Source organism: Zhongshania sp., from assembly GCF_041584495.1.
GTDB lineage: Bacteria > Pseudomonadota > Gammaproteobacteria > Pseudomonadales > Spongiibacteraceae > Spongiibacter.
The window spans coordinates 1-21,917 of the sequence record NZ_JBFHDY010000025.1 but is presented as its reverse complement, the minus strand read 5'-3'; the positions used below and the strand labels follow the sequence as shown (position 1 = coordinate 21,917).

23 protein-coding genes are annotated in these 21,917 nt (G+C 48.5%); 5 read left to right on the top strand and 18 right to left on the bottom strand.

Going from position 1 to position 21,917, the window contains the following annotated elements:
- Window positions 1-16: 16 nt before the first annotated feature.
- The 13 genes from ABYP33_RS06655 to ABYP33_RS06595 all read right to left on the bottom strand — a co-directional run bounded on the left by ABYP33_RS06655 (window position 17) and on the right by ABYP33_RS06595 (window position 12,755).
- Window positions 17-2,401: a TonB-dependent receptor gene (locus ABYP33_RS06655; protein WP_373089680.1), complete on the bottom strand. Its 2,385-nt coding sequence runs from the start codon at window positions 2,399-2,401 to the stop codon at window positions 17-19.
- A gap of 38 nt (window positions 2,402-2,439) precedes the next feature.
- Window positions 2,440-3,120 carry a DUF1826 domain-containing protein gene (locus ABYP33_RS06650; protein WP_373089678.1) on the bottom strand — a complete coding sequence of 227 codons (681 nt, stop codon included), beginning with the start codon at window positions 3,118-3,120 and terminating at the stop codon, window positions 2,440-2,442.
- On the bottom strand, window positions 3,117-4,328 hold the full coding sequence (gene zigA / locus ABYP33_RS06645; protein ID WP_373089675.1) for a zinc metallochaperone GTPase ZigA: 1,212 nt from the start codon (window positions 4,326-4,328) through the stop codon (window positions 3,117-3,119). Before zigA ends, ABYP33_RS06650 begins: the two co-directional genes overlap by 4 nt.
- A gap of 657 nt (window positions 4,329-4,985) precedes the next feature.
- Window positions 4,986-5,306 carry a hypothetical protein gene (locus tag ABYP33_RS06640; protein WP_373089672.1) on the bottom strand — a complete coding sequence of 107 codons (321 nt, stop codon included), beginning with the start codon at window positions 5,304-5,306 and terminating at the stop codon, window positions 4,986-4,988.
- 13 nt (window positions 5,307-5,319) lie between these two features.
- Complete coding sequence (locus ABYP33_RS06635; RefSeq protein WP_373089670.1) at window positions 5,320-5,751, bottom strand: hypothetical protein; 432 nt, start codon at window positions 5,749-5,751, stop codon at window positions 5,320-5,322.
- 60 nt (window positions 5,752-5,811) lie between these two features.
- Complete coding sequence (locus tag ABYP33_RS06630; protein WP_373089668.1) at window positions 5,812-6,783, bottom strand: hypothetical protein; 972 nt, start codon at window positions 6,781-6,783, stop codon at window positions 5,812-5,814.
- A gap of 57 nt (window positions 6,784-6,840) precedes the next feature.
- Window positions 6,841-7,221, bottom strand: a complete 381-nt coding sequence (locus tag ABYP33_RS06625) for a hypothetical protein (protein WP_373089666.1) — start codon at window positions 7,219-7,221, stop codon at window positions 6,841-6,843.
- Between the two features lie 101 nt (window positions 7,222-7,322).
- Window positions 7,323-7,910 carry a hypothetical protein gene (locus tag ABYP33_RS06620; protein WP_373089664.1) on the bottom strand — a complete coding sequence of 196 codons (588 nt, stop codon included), beginning with the start codon at window positions 7,908-7,910 and terminating at the stop codon, window positions 7,323-7,325.
- A gap of 250 nt (window positions 7,911-8,160) precedes the next feature.
- Complete coding sequence (locus ABYP33_RS06615; RefSeq protein ID WP_373089661.1) at window positions 8,161-8,787, bottom strand: superoxide dismutase family protein; 627 nt, start codon at window positions 8,785-8,787, stop codon at window positions 8,161-8,163.
- A gap of 53 nt (window positions 8,788-8,840) precedes the next feature.
- Entirely contained in the window at window positions 8,841-10,208 is a 1,368-nt protein-coding gene (locus ABYP33_RS06610; protein ID WP_373089659.1) for a rhodanese-like domain-containing protein, read from the bottom strand.
- A 208-nt stretch (window positions 10,209-10,416) separates the two neighbouring features.
- Window positions 10,417-10,875 (bottom strand): hypothetical protein, encoded by a 459-nt coding sequence (locus ABYP33_RS06605; RefSeq protein ID WP_373089657.1) that lies wholly within the window; start codon window positions 10,873-10,875, stop codon window positions 10,417-10,419.
- 417 nt (window positions 10,876-11,292) lie between these two features.
- Entirely contained in the window at window positions 11,293-11,793 is a 501-nt protein-coding gene (locus tag ABYP33_RS06600; protein WP_373089655.1) for a hypothetical protein, read from the bottom strand.
- Between the two features lie 233 nt (window positions 11,794-12,026).
- Complete coding sequence (locus tag ABYP33_RS06595) at window positions 12,027-12,755, bottom strand: DUF1461 domain-containing protein (protein ID WP_373089653.1); 729 nt, start codon at window positions 12,753-12,755, stop codon at window positions 12,027-12,029.
- Between the two features lie 150 nt (window positions 12,756-12,905).
- Here ABYP33_RS06595 and ABYP33_RS06590 point away from each other — a divergent pair, with 150 nt between their 5' ends.
- Window positions 12,906-13,775: a type II CAAX prenyl endopeptidase Rce1 family protein gene (locus ABYP33_RS06590; protein ID WP_373089651.1), complete on the top strand. Its 870-nt coding sequence runs from the start codon at window positions 12,906-12,908 to the stop codon at window positions 13,773-13,775.
- 413 nt (window positions 13,776-14,188) lie between these two features.
- Here the strand turns inward: ABYP33_RS06590 and ABYP33_RS06585 are convergent, their stop codons facing one another.
- The 3 genes from ABYP33_RS06585 to ABYP33_RS06575 form a co-directional block, all read right to left on the bottom strand.
- On the bottom strand, window positions 14,189-14,434 hold the full coding sequence (locus ABYP33_RS06585) for a hypothetical protein (RefSeq protein ID WP_373089649.1): 246 nt from the start codon (window positions 14,432-14,434) through the stop codon (window positions 14,189-14,191).
- 109 nt (window positions 14,435-14,543) lie between these two features.
- Entirely contained in the window at window positions 14,544-15,701 is a 1,158-nt protein-coding gene (locus ABYP33_RS06580; RefSeq protein WP_373089647.1) for an iron-containing alcohol dehydrogenase, read from the bottom strand.
- 158 nt (window positions 15,702-15,859) lie between these two features.
- On the bottom strand, window positions 15,860-16,678 hold the full coding sequence (locus ABYP33_RS06575) for a hypothetical protein (RefSeq protein ID WP_373089644.1): 819 nt from the start codon (window positions 16,676-16,678) through the stop codon (window positions 15,860-15,862).
- Window positions 16,679-17,334: 656 nt separating this feature from the next.
- Here ABYP33_RS06575 and ABYP33_RS06570 point away from each other — a divergent pair.
- Complete coding sequence (locus tag ABYP33_RS06570; RefSeq protein WP_373089642.1) at window positions 17,335-17,805, top strand: hypothetical protein; 471 nt, start codon at window positions 17,335-17,337, stop codon at window positions 17,803-17,805.
- Between the two features lie 179 nt (window positions 17,806-17,984).
- Here ABYP33_RS06570 and ABYP33_RS06565 read toward each other — a convergent pair whose 3' ends face one another.
- Window positions 17,985-18,950, bottom strand: a complete 966-nt coding sequence (locus tag ABYP33_RS06565) for a TMEM143 family protein (RefSeq protein WP_373089640.1) — start codon at window positions 18,948-18,950, stop codon at window positions 17,985-17,987.
- A gap of 355 nt (window positions 18,951-19,305) precedes the next feature.
- Between ABYP33_RS06565 and ABYP33_RS06560 the strand changes: the two genes are divergently transcribed.
- The 3 genes from ABYP33_RS06560 (at window position 19,306) to ABYP33_RS06550 (ending at window position 21,605) form a co-directional block, all read left to right on the top strand.
- Window positions 19,306-20,193 (top strand): cation diffusion facilitator family transporter, encoded by an 888-nt coding sequence (locus ABYP33_RS06560; RefSeq protein WP_373089637.1) that lies wholly within the window; start codon window positions 19,306-19,308, stop codon window positions 20,191-20,193.
- A 160-nt stretch (window positions 20,194-20,353) separates the two neighbouring features.
- The gene (locus tag ABYP33_RS06555) at window positions 20,354-21,298 is read left to right on the top strand and encodes a sodium-dependent bicarbonate transport family permease (RefSeq protein ID WP_373089635.1); all 945 of its coding nucleotides are present in this window, start codon (window positions 20,354-20,356) and stop codon (window positions 21,296-21,298) included.
- Between the two features lie 4 nt (window positions 21,299-21,302).
- Entirely contained in the window at window positions 21,303-21,605 is a 303-nt protein-coding gene (locus ABYP33_RS06550) for a P-II family nitrogen regulator (protein WP_373089633.1), read from the top strand.
- A 197-nt stretch (window positions 21,606-21,802) separates the two neighbouring features.
- Here ABYP33_RS06550 and ABYP33_RS06545 read toward each other — a convergent pair.
- Window positions 21,803-21,917, bottom strand: a 115-nt coding sequence (locus ABYP33_RS06545) for a transposase domain-containing protein (RefSeq protein ID WP_373089718.1), incomplete at its 5' end; no start/stop codon positions are given.

Genomic DNA, 21,917 nt, shown 5'->3' with positions numbered 1-21,917 from the left:
CTCTATTGATCATCAGTTAAAACTGACCTCGCAGGCCAACACTAAACCCTCTTCCCGGCAGGGGTGCCTGATTTTTCAGGAAAGAAGAGTGCACCCGGGCCTCTTCGTCGGTCAAATTGCTCGCGCTCAAGTAAACAGTCAGGTCATTAGTATTGGCCGTAAAATTATAAGCCAACGCCATATCCACCAAAGTGTAAGCGTCTGTCTCTGTTTCCAGCTCTGCATTACTTTGCTGTTCAAAATAACGAACCACGCCAATTTCCGCTTCCCAGCCATGGCGCTGGTAGCGTAGCGTGCTAGCGAGTCGCGCTGGTGGAATACGCGGCAGATTACCACCCGCATCCAGTTTGCCGCGAATACTGTCACCCCATAAAATCAAGGTAAAGGGGTCAGCAAACTGCCAAGCAAGCTGAGCCTCAACGCCGTAAAGGCTTGCGTCGACCTGCTCGAACAAATAGATCGGCAGGATGCCATGTTCATGTTCCTCGTGTTCATGCCCCTCCTCCTCTTCGTGCTCGTCCGCTTCGATATCCTCACTGGTATAACCGGTATTGCGCTCGTAGTAAAAGTTATCCACTTTGTTATAGAACACATTCACTACCCAGCCGACATTACCAGAATGTTTACGCAAACTGATGTCGATATTGTTGGAGACTTCCTCCTCGACTGCGTTACCTTCGTGGAAATGGGGATGTTCGCCATCGTGCAGCCAGAACAGGGCGCCAACTTCAAAGGTGTTGGTGCCAATATGGGCGCCATAGGAAAACAGTTCTGAGGCACTGGGCGCACGTTGCGCGTGGGTCAGCGAAACACCGAGGTTATAATCCTCAGCGAAATCCCACACCACCCCGGCCGACAGGCTGAATGGATCAAAGTCTAGGTCATCAAAGTACAATAAGTCGTCCTCGTCGTGACCAAACGCAATGGGGTCGGCTGACAGACTCACTTTTTCAAACCGCGCACCAAGTTGCCAAAGGAAGTTACCAATGTGCTTTTCCTGCATTAAGGCAAGCGCGTAACTATCGGTTTTACTGGGCGGTGTAAAAGCTTCTTCCCCAGTCGCTTCAAAATCGGAGATTTTTGCCTCCAGAGACAAAGCACCCCGCCAACCGGCGATCTCTTGTAAAATCAGGTCTACCCTAGCTTGAAAGGTTTTGTTCCTGAACACTGTGCCTACCGCACCGTTCTCAATTTCGGCGTGCTTATAATCGGTATAGCCAATACGAGTATTCACACCACTGAGCCAAGCCTTGTCCACGACTAATTCGCTGATTAGCTGTAGGCGGTTTTGCACAAGTTCCGAAACCACACCTAGCTCTTCATGCTCCTCCTCACCTTCATGCTCTTCTTCGTGCTCCTCCTCAGCATGACTGTGGCCGGGGATGCCATTGACCCGTTCCAGACGGCCATAGGATAGCCCCGCATAACCATTGTCAAGCAACAGGCTACCGCCGATATTGAAACCCTTGCTTTCCGAGGCGCTGCTTTCCAATACGCCACTGCGATGCTCATCGTGCCCCGCTTCCTCGTGCTCTTCTTCGGTCTCCAGTACCGCAATACCCGGAATGTCGTAGTTGCCGCCATCACGCCAGAAACCGTCGACGTGAATAGCAACATGATCATTACCGCCTGTGTAAGCCATGGATGCCTCGTCTTCATCGACCACGGTGTTGTGCCCCAGCGAGAACATTCCCTTGGCCTCACTCGAGGACGGCACTCTGTCGTCAACCACATTGACCACACCACCAATGGCACCCGAGCCATAAAACAAGGTCGCTGGGCCACGTAAGATCTCAATCTGCTCGGCAGTGCTTGCCTCGGTGGCCACCACATGGTCGGGCCCTACCCGAGAAGCATCACTTACATCTAAACCATTTTGAGTAATCAACACACGGGGACCACCCAAGCCCCGAATAATCGGGCTGCTGGATACGGGGCCAAAATAGCTGGAGTGCACGCCCACTTCGTTTTTCAGGGTTTCGCCCAAGGTTGCCGCTTGCGTACGACGCAGGTCATCCCCCGAAATTACAGAGACTGGCTGTGCCGATTCCATAATGGAGACGTGAATAGGCAATGCTGTAACATCCACCTGCTCGATAACCGAGCGCTTTAAGATTACCTGCAACCCCTCAAGCTCACTGTTGTCAATGTGCAAGGTTTTATGGCTATAACCAAAAGCTTTGATATGCAACTCTTCTACCTTCACATCGCGGGTATCTAGTGTGAACTGACCTGAGGTGTTCGTGTGGGTTTGCAGGTTGCTACCAACAATCTCAATTTTTACGCTGCTAATCGGCTGTCCCTTGGCGTCGGTGACCGTGCCCGATAGAGCCTGAACCAGACCTGATGCGGTTAAACTAGCCAGCATAACAAGGGCATATGCGCCCACCGTGTATTTCATTCTGTACTCCTCCGTGATTAAGTGGTGAATGCGGTTAGTTATAAGAAATCGAGGGTAAGCAACAAGCGATTATTTGGGACAGTTGCGGGCGAACGGTGAACCAGTCCAGCACCTTCATTCCCCGCCCACATTTCACCCTTAAACAGCGCCACGTCACCACTTGCCAAGGCTTGAATACTAGCCTCACTGGAAACAACCCCGCTCTCTGAGTCATTTACCCCTTTGCTACCGACACCAAGTTTGCTGCGGTTTACTTCATGGTGGGGAAGCCACTCAGTGCCCCCACCCACATACGTTGTGATTAATCGGCAGGGCACTCGATCGACATGAAATTTAGGGCACATACCGTCTTTTAATGGCGTCAGGCGTAGGCCGATGCGCTCTAGGCCAAACAGAGTGAGAAACATATCGGCCAACAACTGTATATCCCGCCGAAGATCCGGATACCGAAGCAACTCCGGCATTGCGTCGTCTAAGCGAGCGACCTTATCCGCCGCCAGCACTAGCCGACAGCCGGTAAAGTGTCGATCAGCTAGCAAGCTAAGGCAGTTCTTTTTTACTGAGCTTGAAAGCTGCCGCTGCCACACCGCTAAATTAACGTCAGCCTGGTAAATATCTGCCAAGCACTCCGCCGTCGTGCTAAAAACCGTGCGGCGTATTAACGGATCACTGAGGTCACCCTGGACAACGCCGTCATCGCTCAATGCCACTGCGCTCATGCCTGAGCCTCCCAAGCCGGAAAGGGATCAGGCAAGGTCTGCCAATGCGCACGCCCAGCCAATAATTCATCATCGCTTAACAGGCAGTTATTTAATTCGTCAACAAAGCGATCTCGATCAAGTTTCTGGCCAATGAACACCAACTCCTGACGCATATCGCCAAATGGCTCCTGCCACGTACTTTTGATAGTGGCAAGAGACTCTTCGTCCTCAGGCCAACGTTCCTGGGGAATGGCCTTCCAGAACATGCCGGCAAAACCATAGCGAGCCATACCGCCAGCCTGGCTCCACTGCCCTGCAAACTCGGGACGGCTGGCCAACCAAAAATAACCTTTAGAGCGAATTAACTTGCCTTGAATATCTCCGCCATGGAGAAAGTCGTAAAACTTTTGTGGGTGAAACGGCTTTCGAGCGGTATAGGTAAAGCTGGCGATACCATATTCTTCTGTCTCCGGTACGTGCTCACCGCGCATCTCTTGCAACCAGCCTGGCGCCTGCTGCGCTCGCTCAAAACTAAACTTGCCTGTGCCGAGTACCTGATCGATATTCACCTGCCCGTTGCGAATAGGAATGATATCCGCGAGGGTATTCAGGGTCTTCAGTACCGCAATCAAACGAATTAGTGTGGGTTCATCCACCAAATCTGTTTTACTGATCAGGAGCACGTCGGCAAACTCCACCTGTTCCACCAATAAATCTGCCACACTACGTTGATCTTCTTCACCCAAGTGTTCATCCGTTTCCTGCAGAAATTTGGCTTCGTCATAGTCCTTCAAAAAATTAACCGCATCGACGACCGTAATCAGGGTGTCCAAGCTGGCCACATCTGACAAACTGACGCCATCCTCATCGGCAAAAGTAAAGGTTTCCGCAACCGGCAGCGGCTCAGAAATACCCGTCGATTCAATCAACAGGTAATCAAAACGCCCCTCATCGGCTAGGCGGCGCACCTCCAGTAATAAGTCCTCCCGCAGGGTGCAGCAAATACAGCCATTGCTCATTTCAACTAGCTTTTCCTCGCGCCGATTAAGCTCAACCTCATTTTTCACTGTACTGGCGTCAATATTGATCTCACTCATATCATTCACAATCACTGCCACGCGCCGACCTTCTCGGTTGTTCAAAACATGACTCAATACCGTCGTTTTGCCTGCACCGAGAAAACCTGAAAGTACAGAAACCGGTAGTGTTTTAGCGGTTTTTACCATGGTGTTCTTCCTTCTCTTCCATTTGCGTTTACCCCGCCGCAAGGTCTTCAACTGCAGCTTGAATTGGTTAGCAGCGATACCGATCAAGGCACCGCTTGCAAGGTGATGCCCACACACTCCTGATTGCGCCTAGCCTGATTGCGAAGAATTCGAGGTGCATACATACCATCCACATAACCACCGTGCCGGACACATCGTTTTCGTCGAGTTCAGAGGCCATGGAATGCCGGTAATTATCGCCCCACGACATAGATATGATATAACGTATCATAATCGTCATGTATTGTTTGGTCAAGTGAGTTAGCAGGCTCCGATGTCTCGTCGCACTGACCGGGTATGCTTCACAAAATAATGTAGTAAGAAGTGGCCAGCACCTCTATTCACCTGCGGAAGAAATACCGCCAAACGATAATGACGGCGCTACTCATTAGTATTACCGACGCCACATAGAAAACAGACTCAAACACAGGAAACCAGTCGGCGTAGCAATGCCCTGATGCGCGGAAATACGATGCGCAGTGATCTCGTTCAATCCATAGAAAGAATTTAAGCAAGCTTATTGCTATGGATATTTCAAGCAGCAATAAACTTAGGCCAAATAGCAGCCATTTATTTACGGGCTTCAATGGTGCCTTACTGTCGCAGCTGTGGTTGAGATCATTGGGAGGTTTTATTGGTTTCAGTTAATGGACAAGTACTGCGTTCAAACTCGATGCCAGGCTGCGGGCCCGGCTGCCCTAGACTTAACAAGCTAGGCTTGCTACGCACGAATTTTGCCTCACAGTTATTGTTGTAATAAATCGTTAGTGATACTAGATCGATGCTTTCTAGACTCATCGCGACATAGTGATGTTTGTGAATAAACTCAAGCATCGTGTCCAAGTCTCTTAGATGAACTGCCGATGGTGCTAATGCCGCATTGCTTAGGGCACTCCATCCGAGCAACACAGTGATGGCCACCCTTTTAATAAGCTTCATATTCCCACCTGTTTTAATTCTGAGCCTTATCTGAGTTTTCAAGTAGCGCACGTTCAATTTCTCGTACTGTAGCTAATGCATAGCCACTTTCATCGAGTTGACTCAGGCGATAACGGTTGGCCAAAGCCGAAATGGCAGGCAAAACCCGGGCAAAATAGTGCGCTACATCTTCCGAATCTGACGAACGCAATATTATTTCACACTCTGCGGCAGCATTTTCTACCTGCCAGCCAATTTCACCCCAGTGGTACGACTTCTTTTGCTTACGCTTGGCATCCTGAAATTGCTTAATAAGTACTGCATTCACTTCAAGCTGGACGCGTATTTTAGGTGCGCGATATTTGGCAATCGGCGCCCTCTTCGACGTAAAAACACCATATAGCCGCGCCACAAGCTGCTGGTATTCCAGAGAAATCTGTAATCTTAGCCGAGTCCACGTGTTCACGAAGTTTCCTTTAAATTTAATGCGCTCAAATCAATAGCTGGTCTTGTGCACAAGGCCTGCTCATTCTCGTTCATTCACCTTGAGGATTAAGGTATCAAGACCAATATCAACGCTTGCTGACTTGCCCCACCAATCGCACTCCTTGATACACAGCGTCGCAGATAGCAGATTTACTTTTACGTTTTCGACTTCACTAATCGTATTAAAGGACTTGCTATTGCCGAGTACGTAATACCAAACAGACCAGTAATTTTCCTGTTTAATTAGACCAAGGGAAAAGGAACCGTAGATACTAGTTTCATGCTCAATAATGAGCCATCGGCGCCCTTTCACCGCTTTTTCAAATTTAATCGACTTGTTAGCACGCGCGCGCTCCAACAAGGTCTCTATATGAGCCGTATTCTGTATTAACCTTGGCTTAATCTCGCTTGTTGATTCATTTAAATACAAACCGGTTTGGTAGTCGCTAAGTAAGTCAGCCCATTGGTCCGTAAATAACTGCGGTTTGCTAAGCTCGTCTACATCACACTCACAATCAACGGCGTCACCATCCAAGGACCAATTGCTCGCCGCGCGATAGCAGCCTGCAATCTCATCAACCCGCGATATACCCTCTACACTAGAAATCGCCAGCAACTGCCAGCCGTTATTTTTTCGTAGCATATACGCGTGCTCAAGCCCTACCCCTTCCATACGCTCGCTAACGATAAAGCTAGGTGCGTGCGTACGCGTCTCTTGGCAAGCGCCCAACAACTCAGCGTGACGCATAGGCTTTTCAAAAAGCGTATGCCCCTCAACACTGAGTGTTAAGATCCGAGGTTGATCCAGGCGGCTTGCGATACTTAGCGTCATTGCTTTTTGCTCAGGCGCGGTTAGTTGCCAATTGCGGCTAGAATGCTCTAGCGCATGGCTCGAGGAAGCCGCCAGTAAAGATAGGTAAATAAAGAATAAACGGATGACTCGCGCGGTGGTCGTCACCGTATTATCTAGCACCACAAACTGGCTTTGAGCTAACAAACTGCGGGAGGACACAGATATGTCCCGACGGTGGCGACAAGAATTTTGCTTGACCCCTGCTAAGCAAAACATTTACTCAGCTTTCGTCACAATAAGCTTAACTTTATCGTCTGGCAATTCAGGGCTGCTTATATCCAAATTGTATTTATTCCCGTGTATCAACCAGGTTTCACCAAGTTTGTTCGCCGTTAAATAGCAAACTTCGCCACCCAAAACCACGCCTGGGGAACGAAAAGGAATTATGCTTCGCTCTGCATTACAGCTCACGCTCGCAATGTCGGGTGAGAGCGACGCGATCCCAGGATAAATACCCCACCAACCGGGAAAGCCATTACTAATCGCCAAGACCTCCTTGGTTTCACCCACAGATAAATAAATGGCGGCGGTATCATTTTTTGTTTCTATTAAGGTCTCATAACTCGCCCTGCTGCCAGCGCAAGCCTGCAGTAGCACACAGATTCCAGATAAAATTATAATATTAGCGCGCATTATACGAACCTCGTTAGCGTGAAGATATGAACAAGAAAGGGCCTTTTACGGCGCAACGGGAATACTTAGCAGCCCATGGGTACACTCATACTGATAAGGCTTAGCACACGCCAGTTTGCGCCTATTTTTTCCTCAATTTTTATGCGAACAGTACTAAGCGAAATTTCCACGGGCCGATAACCTTCGGGCCAGCCTTCACCTTCTAATATGGCTAGCCAATGTTCACCGCCGACGCGTAATACTTCTGCTTTAAGCTCTTCATCAGAAACCCTTGGGAAACAATCGACATTAATGTCATCGAAATTGGGCAGCGAATACTCCCCGTTCTTTGCTTCCGTCAAGCTATGCCATTGCGAGGTGCAGTGCTTCCAGTCGATTAAATCAAGGTGAGGACCTTCAGCTGTAACCGTCATACTGGTTTCGAGCTGAATGGTAGCGCGATAATGTAGATTATTTTTGTTGATCAAAAATAGTGTACCGTTCGACAGGCTGTCACCAATGTCGAGTGAGTCGCTTATCTCCTTTTGGAGTGGCGCAGCGTATTTAATCGCTTTCTGCGGCAAGGCGTCAGCGTTAGTTATTAACTCAATACCGTCGAGCGCATAGGTGAAGCTTGCGACTAAGAGGCTTAATACTGCGATGCAATATTTCATATATGCGCTCATTTTAAATTTTGCCGATACACGTGCTATTGCCCAGCTCAGGGCTTAGTTTTGGCACGCTATCATTTGCAGTTAATCAAGCTGGTGCTGCACGTCCTGCGCCTGAATAAGCTATTGAAAAATTACACACTGTAAAGTAAGTAACCGCCCCTGCGGCATGCCGTCAGTTAAAAGAGTAATAGAAATAAGCCGCTGAGGCACTTACTTTTTATAACCAATTACACTATCTAATTGAGCGTGGTTACTTTTGACTTGCACGGACCAGCACGTCCTGTGTAGGCCGAATCACACCACAAGCAATACGCTCACCAGCATCGCCACTAGGTTGGCTACGGAGGTCATCCCTTCCGGCATGGACAACGACTGCGCGATTTAACACATTATTTATGCCTGAAAATGCAAGGGATTTACTTATTAGGCGTGCCTCAACCTTACCGTATTCGTCAGCCCGTATATTTCCAAGATCGCCTGCGTGATGCTCGTTTGCCTCTGGTGTTGCATGGACGCTTTTGCTAGGGCTAAAGTGAGGACCCGCCGCATTTCCAGCATCGCCACAATCAGGCCGTTGGTGAATATGAAAGCCATGGAGCCCAGGACTCAGGCCTTTTAACGATATCTCGATTTGCATATCTTTTTCACCCTCGCCGGGCGAAAAATAAACTGTGCCGTAAACGTCTTTTTCCCGCGTGGGCGCAATCTTGGCCTCGGCGGCGGGAATGCTGGCAAATTTCGCGTGGCCCATGGCCCCGACTTCGGGCCCGGTGTTACCTTCAATAGTACCACTTACTTGGTGCTTAGACTCCTCACATCCAAGTAGGGCTGTGAACCCGATGGCTAGAGCCATAGATTTTTTGCTTAGTTTCACCATTACTCCTCCTATTTATGTATACGCGTTTGTGAGTTCGCATTTAAACGGCGAAGCTAGTCTTGCGTCGGCAAATCAATCGCTTTCCAGGCTCTCATACCGCCGATTAAATTAATTACGTTTTTATAGCCCGCTCTGAGTAAAATACTCACGCCCAAGCTAGCACGGTGTCCGACCCCGCACGTCACCACTACCGGTTTCTCCTTATCGAAAGGTAATTTTCCGAGCTGCGCTTCCAAGCTACCGACAAACATATGTGTAGCGTTCGGTATATGACCGGCGTCGTACTCGTCGATTTCACGAACATCGAGTATTTGATAGCACTCTAAATTAGCAGATAAGTCTCTTGGCGAAATCGTGCCGGACATTTGAATTGGTAAGCCAGAACTCCGCCACTTACCAAAGCCCCCGGCAAGACCAGCGCGAATATTATCGATACCAATGCGCGACAAATGCATGGCCGCGATATCAATATCCGCCTGTCGCTCAGTAAGCAAGTAAATCGGCACTTGCTCATTGCCGATCCAACCACCAAATACCGAAAGACTGCCAAGCCATATACTGTGAGCATTATCTATATGGCCGCCTGCAAACCCTTCTGGGGCGCGGGTATCGATAATTAGCTCACCCCCGCTTTGCTTGGCAAATTCCGCAGCATTTAATATTTTCACTGAGTTGGGCTGAAACTGAGATTTGATCCCACCTCGGAGATTGACCTTTTCCATGTATTTAAAATAAGGCGGTCGTGATAAGCGTTCACCGCCCTTCTTCTTAGAAAATTCCTTACGATTTAATGTAAAAACCTCGTTATACCGCTTTTCATCACCTATTGTGGAGTAGGAGCGATCTGCCATACCGCTACCACACACCGAACCTGGGCCATGGGCAGGTAAAATTAACGCGGTATCGCCTAAGTCAAAAATTTTCTCGTGAACAGAGTCGTGTAGAAGCGCAGCATTTTCAATAGACGCGTTTTCATCCGGCAGATCGGTTCGTCCAGTTGTGCCAAAGAAAAGCGTATCGCCGGTGAATACACACCAAGGCGAATTTTTATTCTGAGGCGAATAGACAGCGTAGCAGGTACTTTCCGGAGTATGTCCCGGCGTATGTAGGGCCTGAACGGTTAAGCCACCAACCGAAAGTATTTCATTATCGTCCAATTGCACATCGCCATGGCCAAATAATTTGTGACCGCTATTAACGATACGCGCGCCGGTTTGCTCGGCCAGGTAGGCGGAGCCCATAACAAAATCTTCCTGACGATGTGTTTCCAGCACGTATTTGACGCGTGTGCCCATATCTCGCGCCGCGTCGAGATATTCGTCAATATCGCGCCGAGGATCAACTATGACGGCTTCACCGCCATCAGCCAGTAAATAGGCATAATGAGCGATTCCAGGGGTCTCGATGCGCTTTAATTGCATACTGATCTCCTTTTACAGCTATCATTTAACGTTTTTGTCAGTTCCCTTCCTTTTTGCGATGACGGAATTAGCGGCTGCTCGCTCTCTTGAATCATTGTTGCTTTTGTTGAGCGCTGTGATTCCCAACTTAATAACCTTGCGGTTAAATGATTAAATCGCACGGGAATGAGATAGCTAAAACAAGACAATGACGACGAGCAGCGCACATTTAAATGTCTTGTAAGCGATTCACGGAGTGCGCCATCAGCTTCAATTGATGCTCATGAATATCGATGAGCTGCTGCAACGTTTCAGACGCTGGCGTCGCTGCACAGCGGCTTAGTAAATACCGATAAAGATCAACTAGCTGTTCGTAACTCCCATTCACTTCAGAAAATATTTCGTCGGCTGATAATTCAGCCCAGCGCGGATTTATTTTTGCGGTATTTGGCAGCGGTTGCTCGTTAAAATACTCAGTGCACCAAGTACCCAAGGCATTCGCACTCTCAGTGGGTGTTAATGCATCGATGGTTTTGGCTAAATTAAGCTGATGGTCGCCAATATAATGACTGAGCATTTTCGCGCGCTCATCTTGGCTGGTCGCCACACTCGCTTGTAAATGTGTCCTGAAGGATCGGTGAAATGCCGCCGACCACTCAATAATATCTTGGATGGTTTCAATATGCATATTGGCCTCCCAGTGGTGATAATACTTTTCTTTAGCTATCCATGGGACAATGAGAAATGCCGAGATACTCACGAGGTCGACAAAAAAACTGAGATGATTACGTGCTAAATTGGAACGTAGACTGCAATAGGCCTGAATGAATTCTATTAACATAAAAACAAAATTTATTATCAATGCGTCGCATTGCTTTCGCGTTTTCAATGTCGCCTGAAACAGCCAAATGTCAAATTTCGGCTTATGTGGATTATTTTATTGATGGTTTTTTTCACACACTTAGCGGCTGGCTTAGGTGTGCGTTGCGCCAACGAGCGAAAGTGGTTTCGTTATTGTAAAGCGGGAAAGGTGTTTTTCAGAGCGGGTTACGCGTGCCGCAGGTGGGCTGCATAGTGCACGTCCACGGCATTAATATTTATATAATTAAAATAAAGCGAGTTGAGATGCGCCTCGCTCACTCGCCCAAAACACGCCTTTTAGTTGTTGCACTCCGGCTTCCCGAGCGGCTACGGCAAGTGCTTTTGCGTGTTTCTCGCCATAACGCTGTATCGAGAATGTCGCTTTTCCAAAATCCCCCGGCTTTTTGGCAGGCCAGTGAGCCTCCCAATACCAGATCTCTTTGATGCAGCCATCTTTAAGCTTGTAACGCTTGGCGTAGCGATAAACGCCAGGAATGCCAGATGTGTTATGGCGCCTAGGAGCGTTGCAAAATTGTTGGCGAGTCGTAGGTGGGTATTGATCAATAATCTCGTCCCGATGTGCTTTTGCCGCGAGCAGAGCTTTGCGCTTCCCGCCATAGGTTTTATCGGGGAAATTTTTAACCAGTAGCTTGTTCTGGCGCCTTAGACTGACCCGCCAAGCATGAGTGCGGTAAATTTCATCGTCAATTCTGGAAATGCCATACATGGCTTTACGTTTAGACATGTGTCCTGTAAGTCTCACTTTTTTAATGGCTTAGCAACATATAGGCAATATATGCACCAATTGTACCCAAGTCGGCCTGCGCGGTGCAATTGACCTTTCATTGACTAGGGCCGCGCCAGCTAATCTAGCGCCATATGGTAACATTCAAATGCGCTATTTTCCCCCTAGTGCTTAGCTGACTAACGGCATATCAGGCATACTGCGCGCGCAGCCATTCCCGATTTGTGCTTAGCTTATGGCCAATACCGTTGTAAAACACGATTTAGACCGTGTAGGCAGCAAAAAAGTAATGCGGTCACCCCAGTAAGAGAAAGCCCGATATACAAAAATAAATCGGGTGCTTGCATCATGGTCGACATCAGCGACTCATGGTAATAAAAAAACCACTGGTGCTCATCCGGGAAGATAAGTGTGTGAAGCTTATAAAAGGTACTAACCCACCCAACTGCCATGATCAGTACTGCGACGGCGACGATCCAGAAGAAATTGACCAGTAATAACTGACGCCAAGATGGGAAACGCCAGGATTTAGCCATGAAGCTAGCGAGAAGACCCGCCCACAGGAAATACAGTAGGGGCTCGCCTTCTTGTAGCACGCTAATTAAATTGGCAACATCTTGTAAGTGAATGATTTCGGCTCGGTGTAATAAGGGGCTGTTAATGCCTTTATCGGGAATTGAATAGCGTATATCAGCTAGCCCCGCGCCTTGATGACTAATCGAGTAACAAATTTGACTAAATAAATCAATACGTTGCGCGCGAGTGGTGCCTGCAAAGCCCGATCGATAAATATTCTCTGGGCCATACTGGCTAATATTCTCAGCAATCCCAATATGATCATGCCAAAAGCCATAAAAAAAATCGCCTGCCAAGAGTAAATGCCAGGCGATAAACAAGCTGACGCCGAGCGTAAGTATATTGTAGAGCATGTTACGGCTAATAATGGCAATATTCAGCACCATCTTTGGGTATTCCTAATAGAGTTCGGCGCCAAGCTTAGCTGATCTGCCGCGGGCTTTGTACCGGCTACGCAATGCTGCCACATCGCCTATAAAAGCCGAGTCGTATGAGGGGCTAATATTTGCGCTAGGCTATTTAATAGAGAACTGCTGATGAATATGACTAGCACCGGTATCGGTAAACGCATTATAAAAGATCTGCACCCTAAGCAAATCTTAGCCGCACTAGATGAAATCGATGCGAATGCACCGAGCTATACGCTGAACCGCCCCCAGGCCCTACGTCGAGTATTTGTGGTATTGGCCTGTATATCGGTCTGCTTGCTAATCATTCACTACCTCAAATACTCTTCGGTATTCGTCGCCCTATTGCAAGTTTTGAGTGAAACAGTCGATAAGCCATCTCATTATTTGTATCAGTCACTCACGCAGACGGGCTTTGTCGAGCTAATAACTTATGCTTGGTGGGCAGCCTGTCATGTGCTTGGTTATGTACTGATTCCGGCACTCGTCATTAAGCGCTATATTAAATTGCCCCTGGCTGATTTTGGTTGGCGTTGGAACAACACCAGCCAGCACTGGGCGGGCTATATATTGCTGCTATCGCCAATATTACTGTTTGTTGTCATTGCTGCCTCTAACCGAGACTTTGTTGCCCACTACCCTTTTTATCGCCTGGCTGGACGTAGCTGGTTCGACTTTCTCGCCTGGGAATGCCTTTATCTTGGCCAGTTCATTTGCCTCGAATTTTTCTTCAGGGGGTTTTTCCTGCAGGCGCTACGGCCCGCAGTGGGCGCTAATGCGGTATGGATAATGTGCGTACCATATTTAATGATTCACTTCCCTAAATTATGGCCGGAAGCTGGCGGAGCGATTCTGTTCGGGCTGTTGTTAGGGATTTTGGCACTGCGTTCGGCGTCAATTTGGGGAGGATTCTTTGTGCACGCCGGCGTCGCTGTGGGCATGGATGTGGCATCTCTTTTAAAGCAGGGAAACATTCCTAAGGTTTTTTGGCCTTTCTAGCGCAGCCGTTGTTCCGCTCAGCGGTAAGATGGAGTAAGCAAGCACCAGTGCAGCTAGCCCCTAGCGCTGGATAAAACCTTAGCCAAAACTGGCCGCTTTTTTGTAGGTCTCTCTGCCTTGTAGCTTACTCAGATACGCTAAAGTATTCGGTTTATTGGTAAGCATGTCATGCACAAAAGCGATCTCCAAAGTCATACACATCATGATATCTGCCGCCGCGAATCGATCCCCTGCAAAATAGCCCCTGCGACCTAATGTCGCCTCTATATAAGCAAAATCGAGGCGAGGTCTTTGGCAATACAGCCATCGAGCGGCTTATTGCCCGCCCGTTTTTCCCGTTTCACAATCATGTTTATAATCACTGGCATGGCCAGAGAGCCTTCGGCGAAATGCAGCCACTCTAGGTAGTCGTATTAGCATGACTCGCTTATAGCCGGACGTAAGTTGTGTTGGGGAGTTTGGTCTAACAAGCATTCCATCACCGTGCCCAACTCACACAATGTGCGCACAGCATCGACAATATCCGGCGATTTAGCCAGCGGATGAATTGCCGCAAGGCTCGCTGGCGCAAGATTAGTTTGCGGGTTGCGCTGGTGATGCACCACCTCGTGCGGTGTTTGGAGCTCTTCTAAAAGCCAGATTGCGCGTTTTGAACGCAATTAATTTAGCCGATGAACATAATCATGCCGGCGCCTTTTCAAATGGAGTAAAGTTTAGCAAGCTCTAACAGGGGAAGCTGACGCTTTCACGTCAGCTTAACGACATCGATTACACAGCCATTTCTAGGATTTGGCGGCTAATAGCAGGCGTGACTTCGCCCTGTTCGCCCAGTTTCACCATGCCATGCTCTGTAAGCTTGGCAAGCAATTCATCGATATGCTCTGCGCCAAGATCAATCTCTGTAAGCCTGACGGGCAAGCCCATGGCAGTAAAAAACGCTTCAGTTACGGCAATTGCCTGATCAATTCTAGCATCTTCATCTCCGTCATTAATCCCCCAAACTCGGTCGGCGTATTGAAGCAGTTTTTCCCGCTTAACGCTTCGTCGTACTTTTAAAACTGCTGGCAGCACAATGGACAAAGTACGTGCGTGGTCAATTCCGTGCGCGGCGGTAAGTTCATGGCCAATCATGTGGGTGGTCCAATCTTGGGGAACACCTGCACCTATCAAACCATTAAGGGCAAGGCTTGCAGCCCACATAATATTACCGCGCACGGCAAGATCATTTTTAGTAGCTGGGGCCAGTGCCTTTGGTCCCTCTTCGATCAAGGTTTGCAAAAGACCTTCAGCAAAGCGATCTTGCACTTTGGCATTAACGCTGTAAGTAAGGTATTGCTCCATGGTATGGACAAAGGCGTCTACTACGCCATTACCTATTTGGCGATCAGACAAGCTCAATGTCACCGCGGGGTCGAGTACTGCAAATTTAGGCCTAACGAGGGGGCTTGAGAACGCGCCTTTGTGGCCGTGGCGGGTAACCACCGCGCCAGCATTACTTTCGGAGCCCGTCGCGGGCAAGGTCAATACCACACCGATGTCTAGCGCCGCACGAATGCGCTGGCGCTTTGCAATAATGTCCCATGGGTCGTCGCCGTCATAACACGCCGCTGCGGCAATAAATTTTGCGCCGTCAACCACAGAGCCGCCGCCAACGGCTAAAATATAGTCAAGGTTATTTTCAGTAATCAGGGCTTGCGCCTTCATTAAGGTTTCATAGCTTGGATTGGGCTCAATACCGGAAAATTCCACAACACTATGATTGGCCAGTGCTGGGGCGAGCTGCTCGTAAATGCCATTACTTTTTATTGAGCCACCACCGTAAACTAAAAGAACCTTTGCGTCGGCGGGTATTTCCTTGGTAATAACCTGAATTTGGCCCTCACCAAAATGGATGCGGGTTACGTTAGAGAAGCTGAAATTCAACATGAAATAGCCTTTTAATGACTCAAAGAAAGGTTTGTACGGGCAGACTACGCTAATCGTTTTTATATCAACGATAAAAGCTTAGCGAATCTACCTCGCTAAGGCCGCCCGACTGCAACAAGGCGACGTATCAACGCGGCTAAGATTATCATAACTTATGGTTAAAGAAGTATCGTACAGCTACCAATACCATCTGCAGCCAAATCCTCTATATAAATCTGGCCAGCGCTCGCCGTAGTCAAACGAGCCATACAATCCGCAATGCTCACTCGATCCGTCGCAAGACCAGTAACAGGGTCAATTAATAATAAAAATGCAATATTTTCGATGTCCGCAGGGATAGTACTTGGGTCTGGGACTTCGTTTAATAGCACTTCACACTGACCAGTCAAATCGCCACCAAGCGCTTTGACAATATTGATATTGTAGCGAGTGGCTCTGGATATGCAGTCCAAGATACTGACCTTCTCCGTTATAACCACCAATGCCAAGGGGTCAGGATCGACAACATCTAAAAAAGGAATCTCGCTATACACTGGCGCGTTTGGGCCCGGATCGGTCGGCGTCACAGGGTCAATCGGCGGGTCATCCGGCGGGTTAATCGGCGGATCAATCGGGGGGGAAACAGGGTCGGTGATGGTGGTGTCGTTATCCCCATTAATTAATACTATCCCGCCCTCCCCATTGCTGTTTGCAATATACGCCGAGCGCCCTGAGAAATTTGTCGTCGAAGAGTTTTCAAATGCCCTGGGCTGCTGACCAGCGGACAAACCATCAAAAGCGAAATAGGTGTTCGCCTCAATGGCAGAAGCGAAATCAAACATCTCCTGTAGGAGTGCGTCGCGTATGGCGATCCAGCCAATGATTGTACCCACAAGGATGGTGGCGGTGAGAAGCACCAGCTCTGTGGTAATCACATAGCCAGCCTGTTTAATGCCTCTTGCTTTAATTCGCAATTTGCAACGCAAGACTGAACTCATCGCGCTCGGCCAAATAATGCTGGTGCAGAATTTGAGATTAAGATTAGATTAATCAATGTGTTACGCATATCGCCGTCATCTTTTATCGGGTTTAACTATAGATTAGCAAGATACGAGCCGTTATAGCTGCTAATTTCGCAAAGCTTAATATCCTCACTTTCCGACAGGGGGGCAAACCGAAGCTCAAGTTTTGTGTAAGCATCGTTCCGTGCCATGACAAACAGCCAAGGTATGCTCAGTAGACATTTAAAATCGACGCCGCTTTACCAGCTTACTGGCGTAACCTAGCTTCTCGCGTTTATCGCCAGATTTTCGGCGCGATTTCCCAGAAATAGCGGTCTGTGTGATGCCCCACCTTGGTTCACGCAAAATGCGACCTTCGCGATATTGTGCCCAAATATAATTCATTTTTATCACGAAAGCCCCATGGGTATACTTGTCACAGCGGCAATTTAAGCTGATTTTGAGTTTCACGCCAACATTCCCCTTATAACATCTGAATCTGATATACCCGATCTATAAGGCTTAAACCACTTGTCAGCGGTAATCACTTTTACAGTGATACCGGCCAAGATTAGCCTTTGGCACCGAATTTGCTCAGTAATGATTGAAAGCTAACTTGAGTCATAACTATTTACCTACGCGAGGAAATTACAATGAAAAAGCACTTTGTCGCCTTAACATTATTTTTATCAATGAGTGCCGTGAGTCAAGCTCAAGACTTGCTATCTGGCGCGCTTTCTGGCCCCCTTGGCGGAAGCGCAATACCGCCATTAAACCTGCTTGGTGCTGGCCTGCCAACGGCAGCTATCTCAGGCGGTATAACCCCGCTCGCGATTGATTTAGTCAATACTGCATTGCCACTGGTGAATAGTGTTCTGGTAAGTAGTGGTCTGGTGAGCACGATCCCATCCGTAACAGGCTTAAGCAGTAGTATTTTAGCCGGCCTTGGGCCTGTTGCAAGTGATACGGTGAATACTGCCTTGCCCTTGGTTAATGGTGTTTTGGCCAGCGGTTTATTAGATGCAGGTATTCCATTGGTAAGCGGAGATTTAACCGCTGGCTTACTCCCCATCGTCGTTAACGTGGTAAATACAGCCGCGCCCGTGCTAGCTAACATTTTGTAATATACGTCGCACTGCTCAGATAATGTAATGTGACTAAGCAGTGCGACTTTGTCTAATATTTAATGCTAATTATGACTTGCTCGCTTTTCTACAAATGTAACATAGAGGGCGCCCACTCTCAGTATTGCAAGCGCCGTTAAATTGGTTTCGCCTTACTTACTTGGCTTTCGCTGGGCAGTCTAGCCGTTGCAAACCTGCCAGTAATTGCCATCCAAATACGCTAGTTTTAACGCTGCAAATTTTCGTAGCGCGTCATCAACATCAAAGTCTAATTGGCACTGCCAGCGCTGGGAAAACCAAACTTCAATTCGCTGATCCAGTTCTTGCGCGCTGAGGGGCTGGTGGGCCGCCAGTAGAAAGTAATAGGCTAGTAAGCTTTCTTTGCATTCAGCTTCTTCAGCGTCGTCGAGCAGGCGATACAGAACTCCCGCATTATTATCCAGTAATTTGAAGTAGAGATCCCTCGTCAGCGCTTCAGTAAAGCGCAATTTACGATTCTTAAAATTACTGAATTGTTTCAACAAATAGGCGGCAATAGTGCCTGCGCCCGCCAACAGTACAATAATGGCGTTTCGGTCTAACACTACCGATTCCTTGTGCCACCCCAGCCAAAAGCCTAACAAAGACGCAGTCAAGACCAAGGTCGCACCGAGTTTCGTGGTGAGCACAATGCCACCACTAACGAGTGCGGGTATACCTATCATTAACTTGTCGCGCAAACGCATCCCAACTTGGGTGTTGGGAAACAGCATTTCTAAGTCGGCATCGGGCACGTTTTGGAATAGCTTCAACATAGTTGATCCGGGCCGACAGTCCGCCGCTGCGCTACTTCCGTTCGCGGTGTCTTTAAAACGTAAATAGAGAACAACTCTATCGTAGTTAATAAAATGAACTGTTTTGCGCCATAGATTAAACGGACCGCGTATTTCCTCCGAGCGCTCACTGGCGCCACGGGTGTACAGCAAGACCTCGTCAAAATCATCGAGGTTTACCATAAGCTTAATATGGAACAAGGACGCTGAATCCAGCGCATTAGCGAGGACTTCAGGGGTCACCTTGTCGTAATTCGCACGTTCGAGTATTTGTGCTAGCTGCTGCGCTAAGTCTTGTGCACTTGCCAAACTGTCGCTGTTGTCGAGATACACTAAGCGCGTGTCTGCATCGGGATCTAGGCTGAAATAGGTATCTTTAAGAGCGTGCTTGGTGCGATGGAAGTCGTCTCGGAAATGGCTTTCAATATGGGCGGCACCGGCTCGGAATTACACTAGGCTTTCTGCGTCTAACTGCCCTTCTTGTAGGCACATTTGTAAAATATCTGCACGACGAAATGGGATAAAGTGGAGTAAGGCCAGATTTGGCATGGCAACAACCTTTTGTCTTTAAAGAGAGCATTTTGTTTGATTTAGAGGATTCCCTGCCTCGACATTGCCACGCAGCATTGGCTATTGTTTTTGCGAGTGGTAATGTTTTTGTCCCACCGCCATTAACCTGAGATTAAACATGCACGATCATCACCATCATAGCGCCTCAGAACGCATCGGTTGCGCCTTCGCCCTCAATTTTGGTTTTACCATTATCGAGTTTATTGGTGGTTATTTAACCAATAGCACCGCGATAATGGCTGACGCGGTGCATGACCTAGGAGATTCCCTTGCGATTGGCTCCGCCTGGGTGCTCAATAAAATCTCAGGCAAAGAGGCCAGCCACCACTATAGCTATGGTTATCGCCGATTTTCCTTACTCGGCGCACTGATCAACGGCGTGGTATTGGTGCTGGGCGCAATGTGGATTTTGAGCGAGGCGGTTCCGCGCTTGGCTCATCCAGAAATGCCTAATGCGACGGGGATGCTAGGCTTGGCAATTCTCGGCGTGGCGGTTAACGGTTACGCAGCTTACAAATTAAGTAAAGGAAAAACGCTTAACGAACGCATGCTCAACTGGCATTTACTTGAAGATGTCTTGGGCTGGGTTGCCATCCTAGTATTATCCTTGGTGTTAATGGTGGTTGAACTCCCCATTTTAGACCCCTTACTCTCCATCGGGTTTACCTTGTTTATCCTCTTTAATGTGGTGAAAACCCTAATCGAAACCCTGCGCCTATTCTTGCAAGCAACCCCAGACCGCGAGCTGCGCAGCCAAATTCAGGATGAACTGCTGGCCATCGACTATGTTAGTGACATTCATCACCTGCACCTATGGTCTTTAGACGGTGAGCATCATGTGTTAACCGCCCACCTAATTTTGAATCAGCATTACGCCCAGCCCGAGCTAGTATCGCTCAAAGCGGATATCGCGACGGCCATGGCCAAATACGACTTGAGCCACACCACCATTGAGCTGGAGTTTCCTGACGAGTATTGCCGCGATACGCCTCAGCATTCACATTGAGGGACGAGACCAGTGTCACTCACTATTTACTATCGTGAATATTCCCGGTGCTATTCGTGGTTCGAAGCCAGAAAATCATTGGCTTATTTTATCGCTATTCGCTAGATTGCGCGCAATCGCTAGCCGTCCAGCTAGCGTCTGGTAAGAGGTTTGGTGTGGCATGATAGATCCCGTGATTTTGTTTTTTATCTTTGGTCTCAGTGCCGGCTTGCTCCGCTCCGAGTTACGACTTCCCCCTGCCATTTACGATCTCGTTAGCATTATGTTGCTGCTAACCATTGGCATGAAAGGCGGTATTGAGCTCGCCAAACAGCCCTTTCTGGAACTGTTGCCGCAGATGCTGGTGGTGATTGCCCTCGGCATTGTTTTGCCCTTAATCGCCTTTCCTTTACTACGTTATCTGGGCCGTTTCAGTCGTGTCGACGCCGCTTCAATCGCCGCGCACTACGGTTCGGTGAGTATGGGTACCTTTGCGGTCGCGGTGGCCTATATGAGTGCGCGTGGGATTTATTACGAGGAGCAAATGCCGCTGTTTGTGGTAATGCTTGAGATTCCCGCCATTCTGGTCGGCATAGTGATCGCAAAGGGGTTTTCTAAGCAAACCAACTGGGCACAGGTCGGCCATGAAGTACTCTTGGGTAAAAGCATCATTCTAATGATCGGCGGCCTGCTCATTGGCTGGATCGCCGGTGCAGAGCAACTGAGCTCGATCAAACCCCTGTTCTTTGATTTGTTTAAAGGCATATTGGCGCTCTTCCTTTTAGAGATGGGCTTAATTACCTCTAAGCATGTGGGCAGTCTAAAGAAGTACGGCCTTTTCCTGATGGTATTCGGTATCAGCATGCCGATGCTGTCGGCGGTACTTGGTGCGGCTACAGGCTGTTTACTGGGCTTCTCCGTGGGCGGCACTGCAATGCTGGCCATTCTCGCCGCCAGTGCATCGTACATCGCGGTGCCTGCGGCAATGCGGATCTCGGTACCCGAGGCCAATCCGACCTTGTCTTTGGCAGCGTCACTGGGTATCACCTTCCCCTTTAACGTGGTGATCGGCATCCCCATTTATTACGCGATGGCGGAATTCATCCACGCTTTTTTTGGAGCTTAAAACAATGAGCGACAACATAAAAAAACTTTTAACCATTGTCACCGAAGCGGCACTAGAAAATATCTTAATCAAGGATATTGAACGCCTCGGCGCGCAGGGCTACACCATTACCGATGCAAGGGGCAAAGGTGGCCGCGGTGTGCGCAATGCAGCCTGGGACGCCAACGGCAATATTCGTATTGAGGTGGTCAGCGATCCAGCCATTGCCAGTCAAATCGCCAGCCACCTAAAAGAACAGTATTACGCCAATTACGCCATGATTCTGTTTATGAGTGACGTAGAAGTAATTCGACCAGAGAAGTTTTAGTAAGCTTTGAACTGAGTAGCGTTCATACGTGATGAAAATCGCTTAAAACGCGTAATTGGTCGCATGTAAACCAAAAAACCTTAAGCGACAAAGTAAGTGTCTACGCTCTACGAACTTACCTGTGCTTACAGTCAAGCATCCGTCAAAATTAGGCATTAACAAATTTAGACGGTAAGCGTCCGGCAAACCCACATTGTCTAGGGCCGCCAATTATGCGGCAGTAGTTCGCTGATCTTTGACGCCCGCTGAGTCGGCAATCTTTCCATTACATCTTTCAAGTAGGCTTGCGGGTTCAGGCCATTTATCTTCGCG

Bases quoted from the DNA above. Each gene is read 5' to 3' on its own strand.
- ABYP33_RS06655 (WP_373089680.1), bottom strand. From the start codon at position 2,401: ATGAAATACACGGTGGGCGCATATGCCCTTGTTATGCTGGCTAGTTTA.
- ABYP33_RS06650 (WP_373089678.1), bottom strand. From the start codon at position 3,120: ATGAGCGCAGTGGCATTGAGCGATGACGGCGTTGTCCAGGGTGACCTC.
- zigA (WP_373089675.1), bottom strand. From the start codon at position 4,328: ATGGTAAAAACCGCTAAAACACTACCGGTTTCTGTACTTTCAGGTTTT.
- ABYP33_RS06640 (WP_373089672.1), bottom strand. From the start codon at position 5,306: ATGAAGCTTATTAAAAGGGTGGCCATCACTGTGTTGCTCGGATGGAGT.
- ABYP33_RS06620 (WP_373089664.1), bottom strand. From the start codon at position 7,910: ATGAAATATTGCATCGCAGTATTAAGCCTCTTAGTCGCAAGCTTCACC.
- ABYP33_RS06615 (WP_373089661.1), bottom strand. From the start codon at position 8,787: ATGGTGAAACTAAGCAAAAAATCTATGGCTCTAGCCATCGGGTTCACA.
- ABYP33_RS06610 (WP_373089659.1), bottom strand. From the start codon at position 10,208: ATGCAATTAAAGCGCATCGAGACCCCTGGAATCGCTCATTATGCCTAT.
- ABYP33_RS06605 (WP_373089657.1), bottom strand. From the start codon at position 10,875: ATGCATATTGAAACCATCCAAGATATTATTGAGTGGTCGGCGGCATTT.
- ABYP33_RS06600 (WP_373089655.1), bottom strand. From the start codon at position 11,793: ATGTCTAAACGTAAAGCCATGTATGGCATTTCCAGAATTGACGATGAA.
- ABYP33_RS06595 (WP_373089653.1), bottom strand. From the start codon at position 12,755: ATGGTGCTGAATATTGCCATTATTAGCCGTAACATGCTCTACAATATA.
- ABYP33_RS06590 (WP_373089651.1), top strand. From the start codon at position 12,906: ATGAATATGACTAGCACCGGTATCGGTAAACGCATTATAAAAGATCTG.
- ABYP33_RS06580 (WP_373089647.1), bottom strand. From the start codon at position 15,701: ATGTTGAATTTCAGCTTCTCTAACGTAACCCGCATCCATTTTGGTGAG.
- ABYP33_RS06575 (WP_373089644.1), bottom strand. From the start codon at position 16,678: ATGAGTTCAGTCTTGCGTTGCAAATTGCGAATTAAAGCAAGAGGCATT.
- ABYP33_RS06570 (WP_373089642.1), top strand. From the start codon at position 17,335: ATGAAAAAGCACTTTGTCGCCTTAACATTATTTTTATCAATGAGTGCC.
- ABYP33_RS06560 (WP_373089637.1), top strand. From the start codon at position 19,306: ATGCACGATCATCACCATCATAGCGCCTCAGAACGCATCGGTTGCGCC.
- ABYP33_RS06555 (WP_373089635.1), top strand. From the start codon at position 20,354: ATGATAGATCCCGTGATTTTGTTTTTTATCTTTGGTCTCAGTGCCGGC.
- ABYP33_RS06550 (WP_373089633.1), top strand. From the start codon at position 21,303: ATGAGCGACAACATAAAAAAACTTTTAACCATTGTCACCGAAGCGGCA.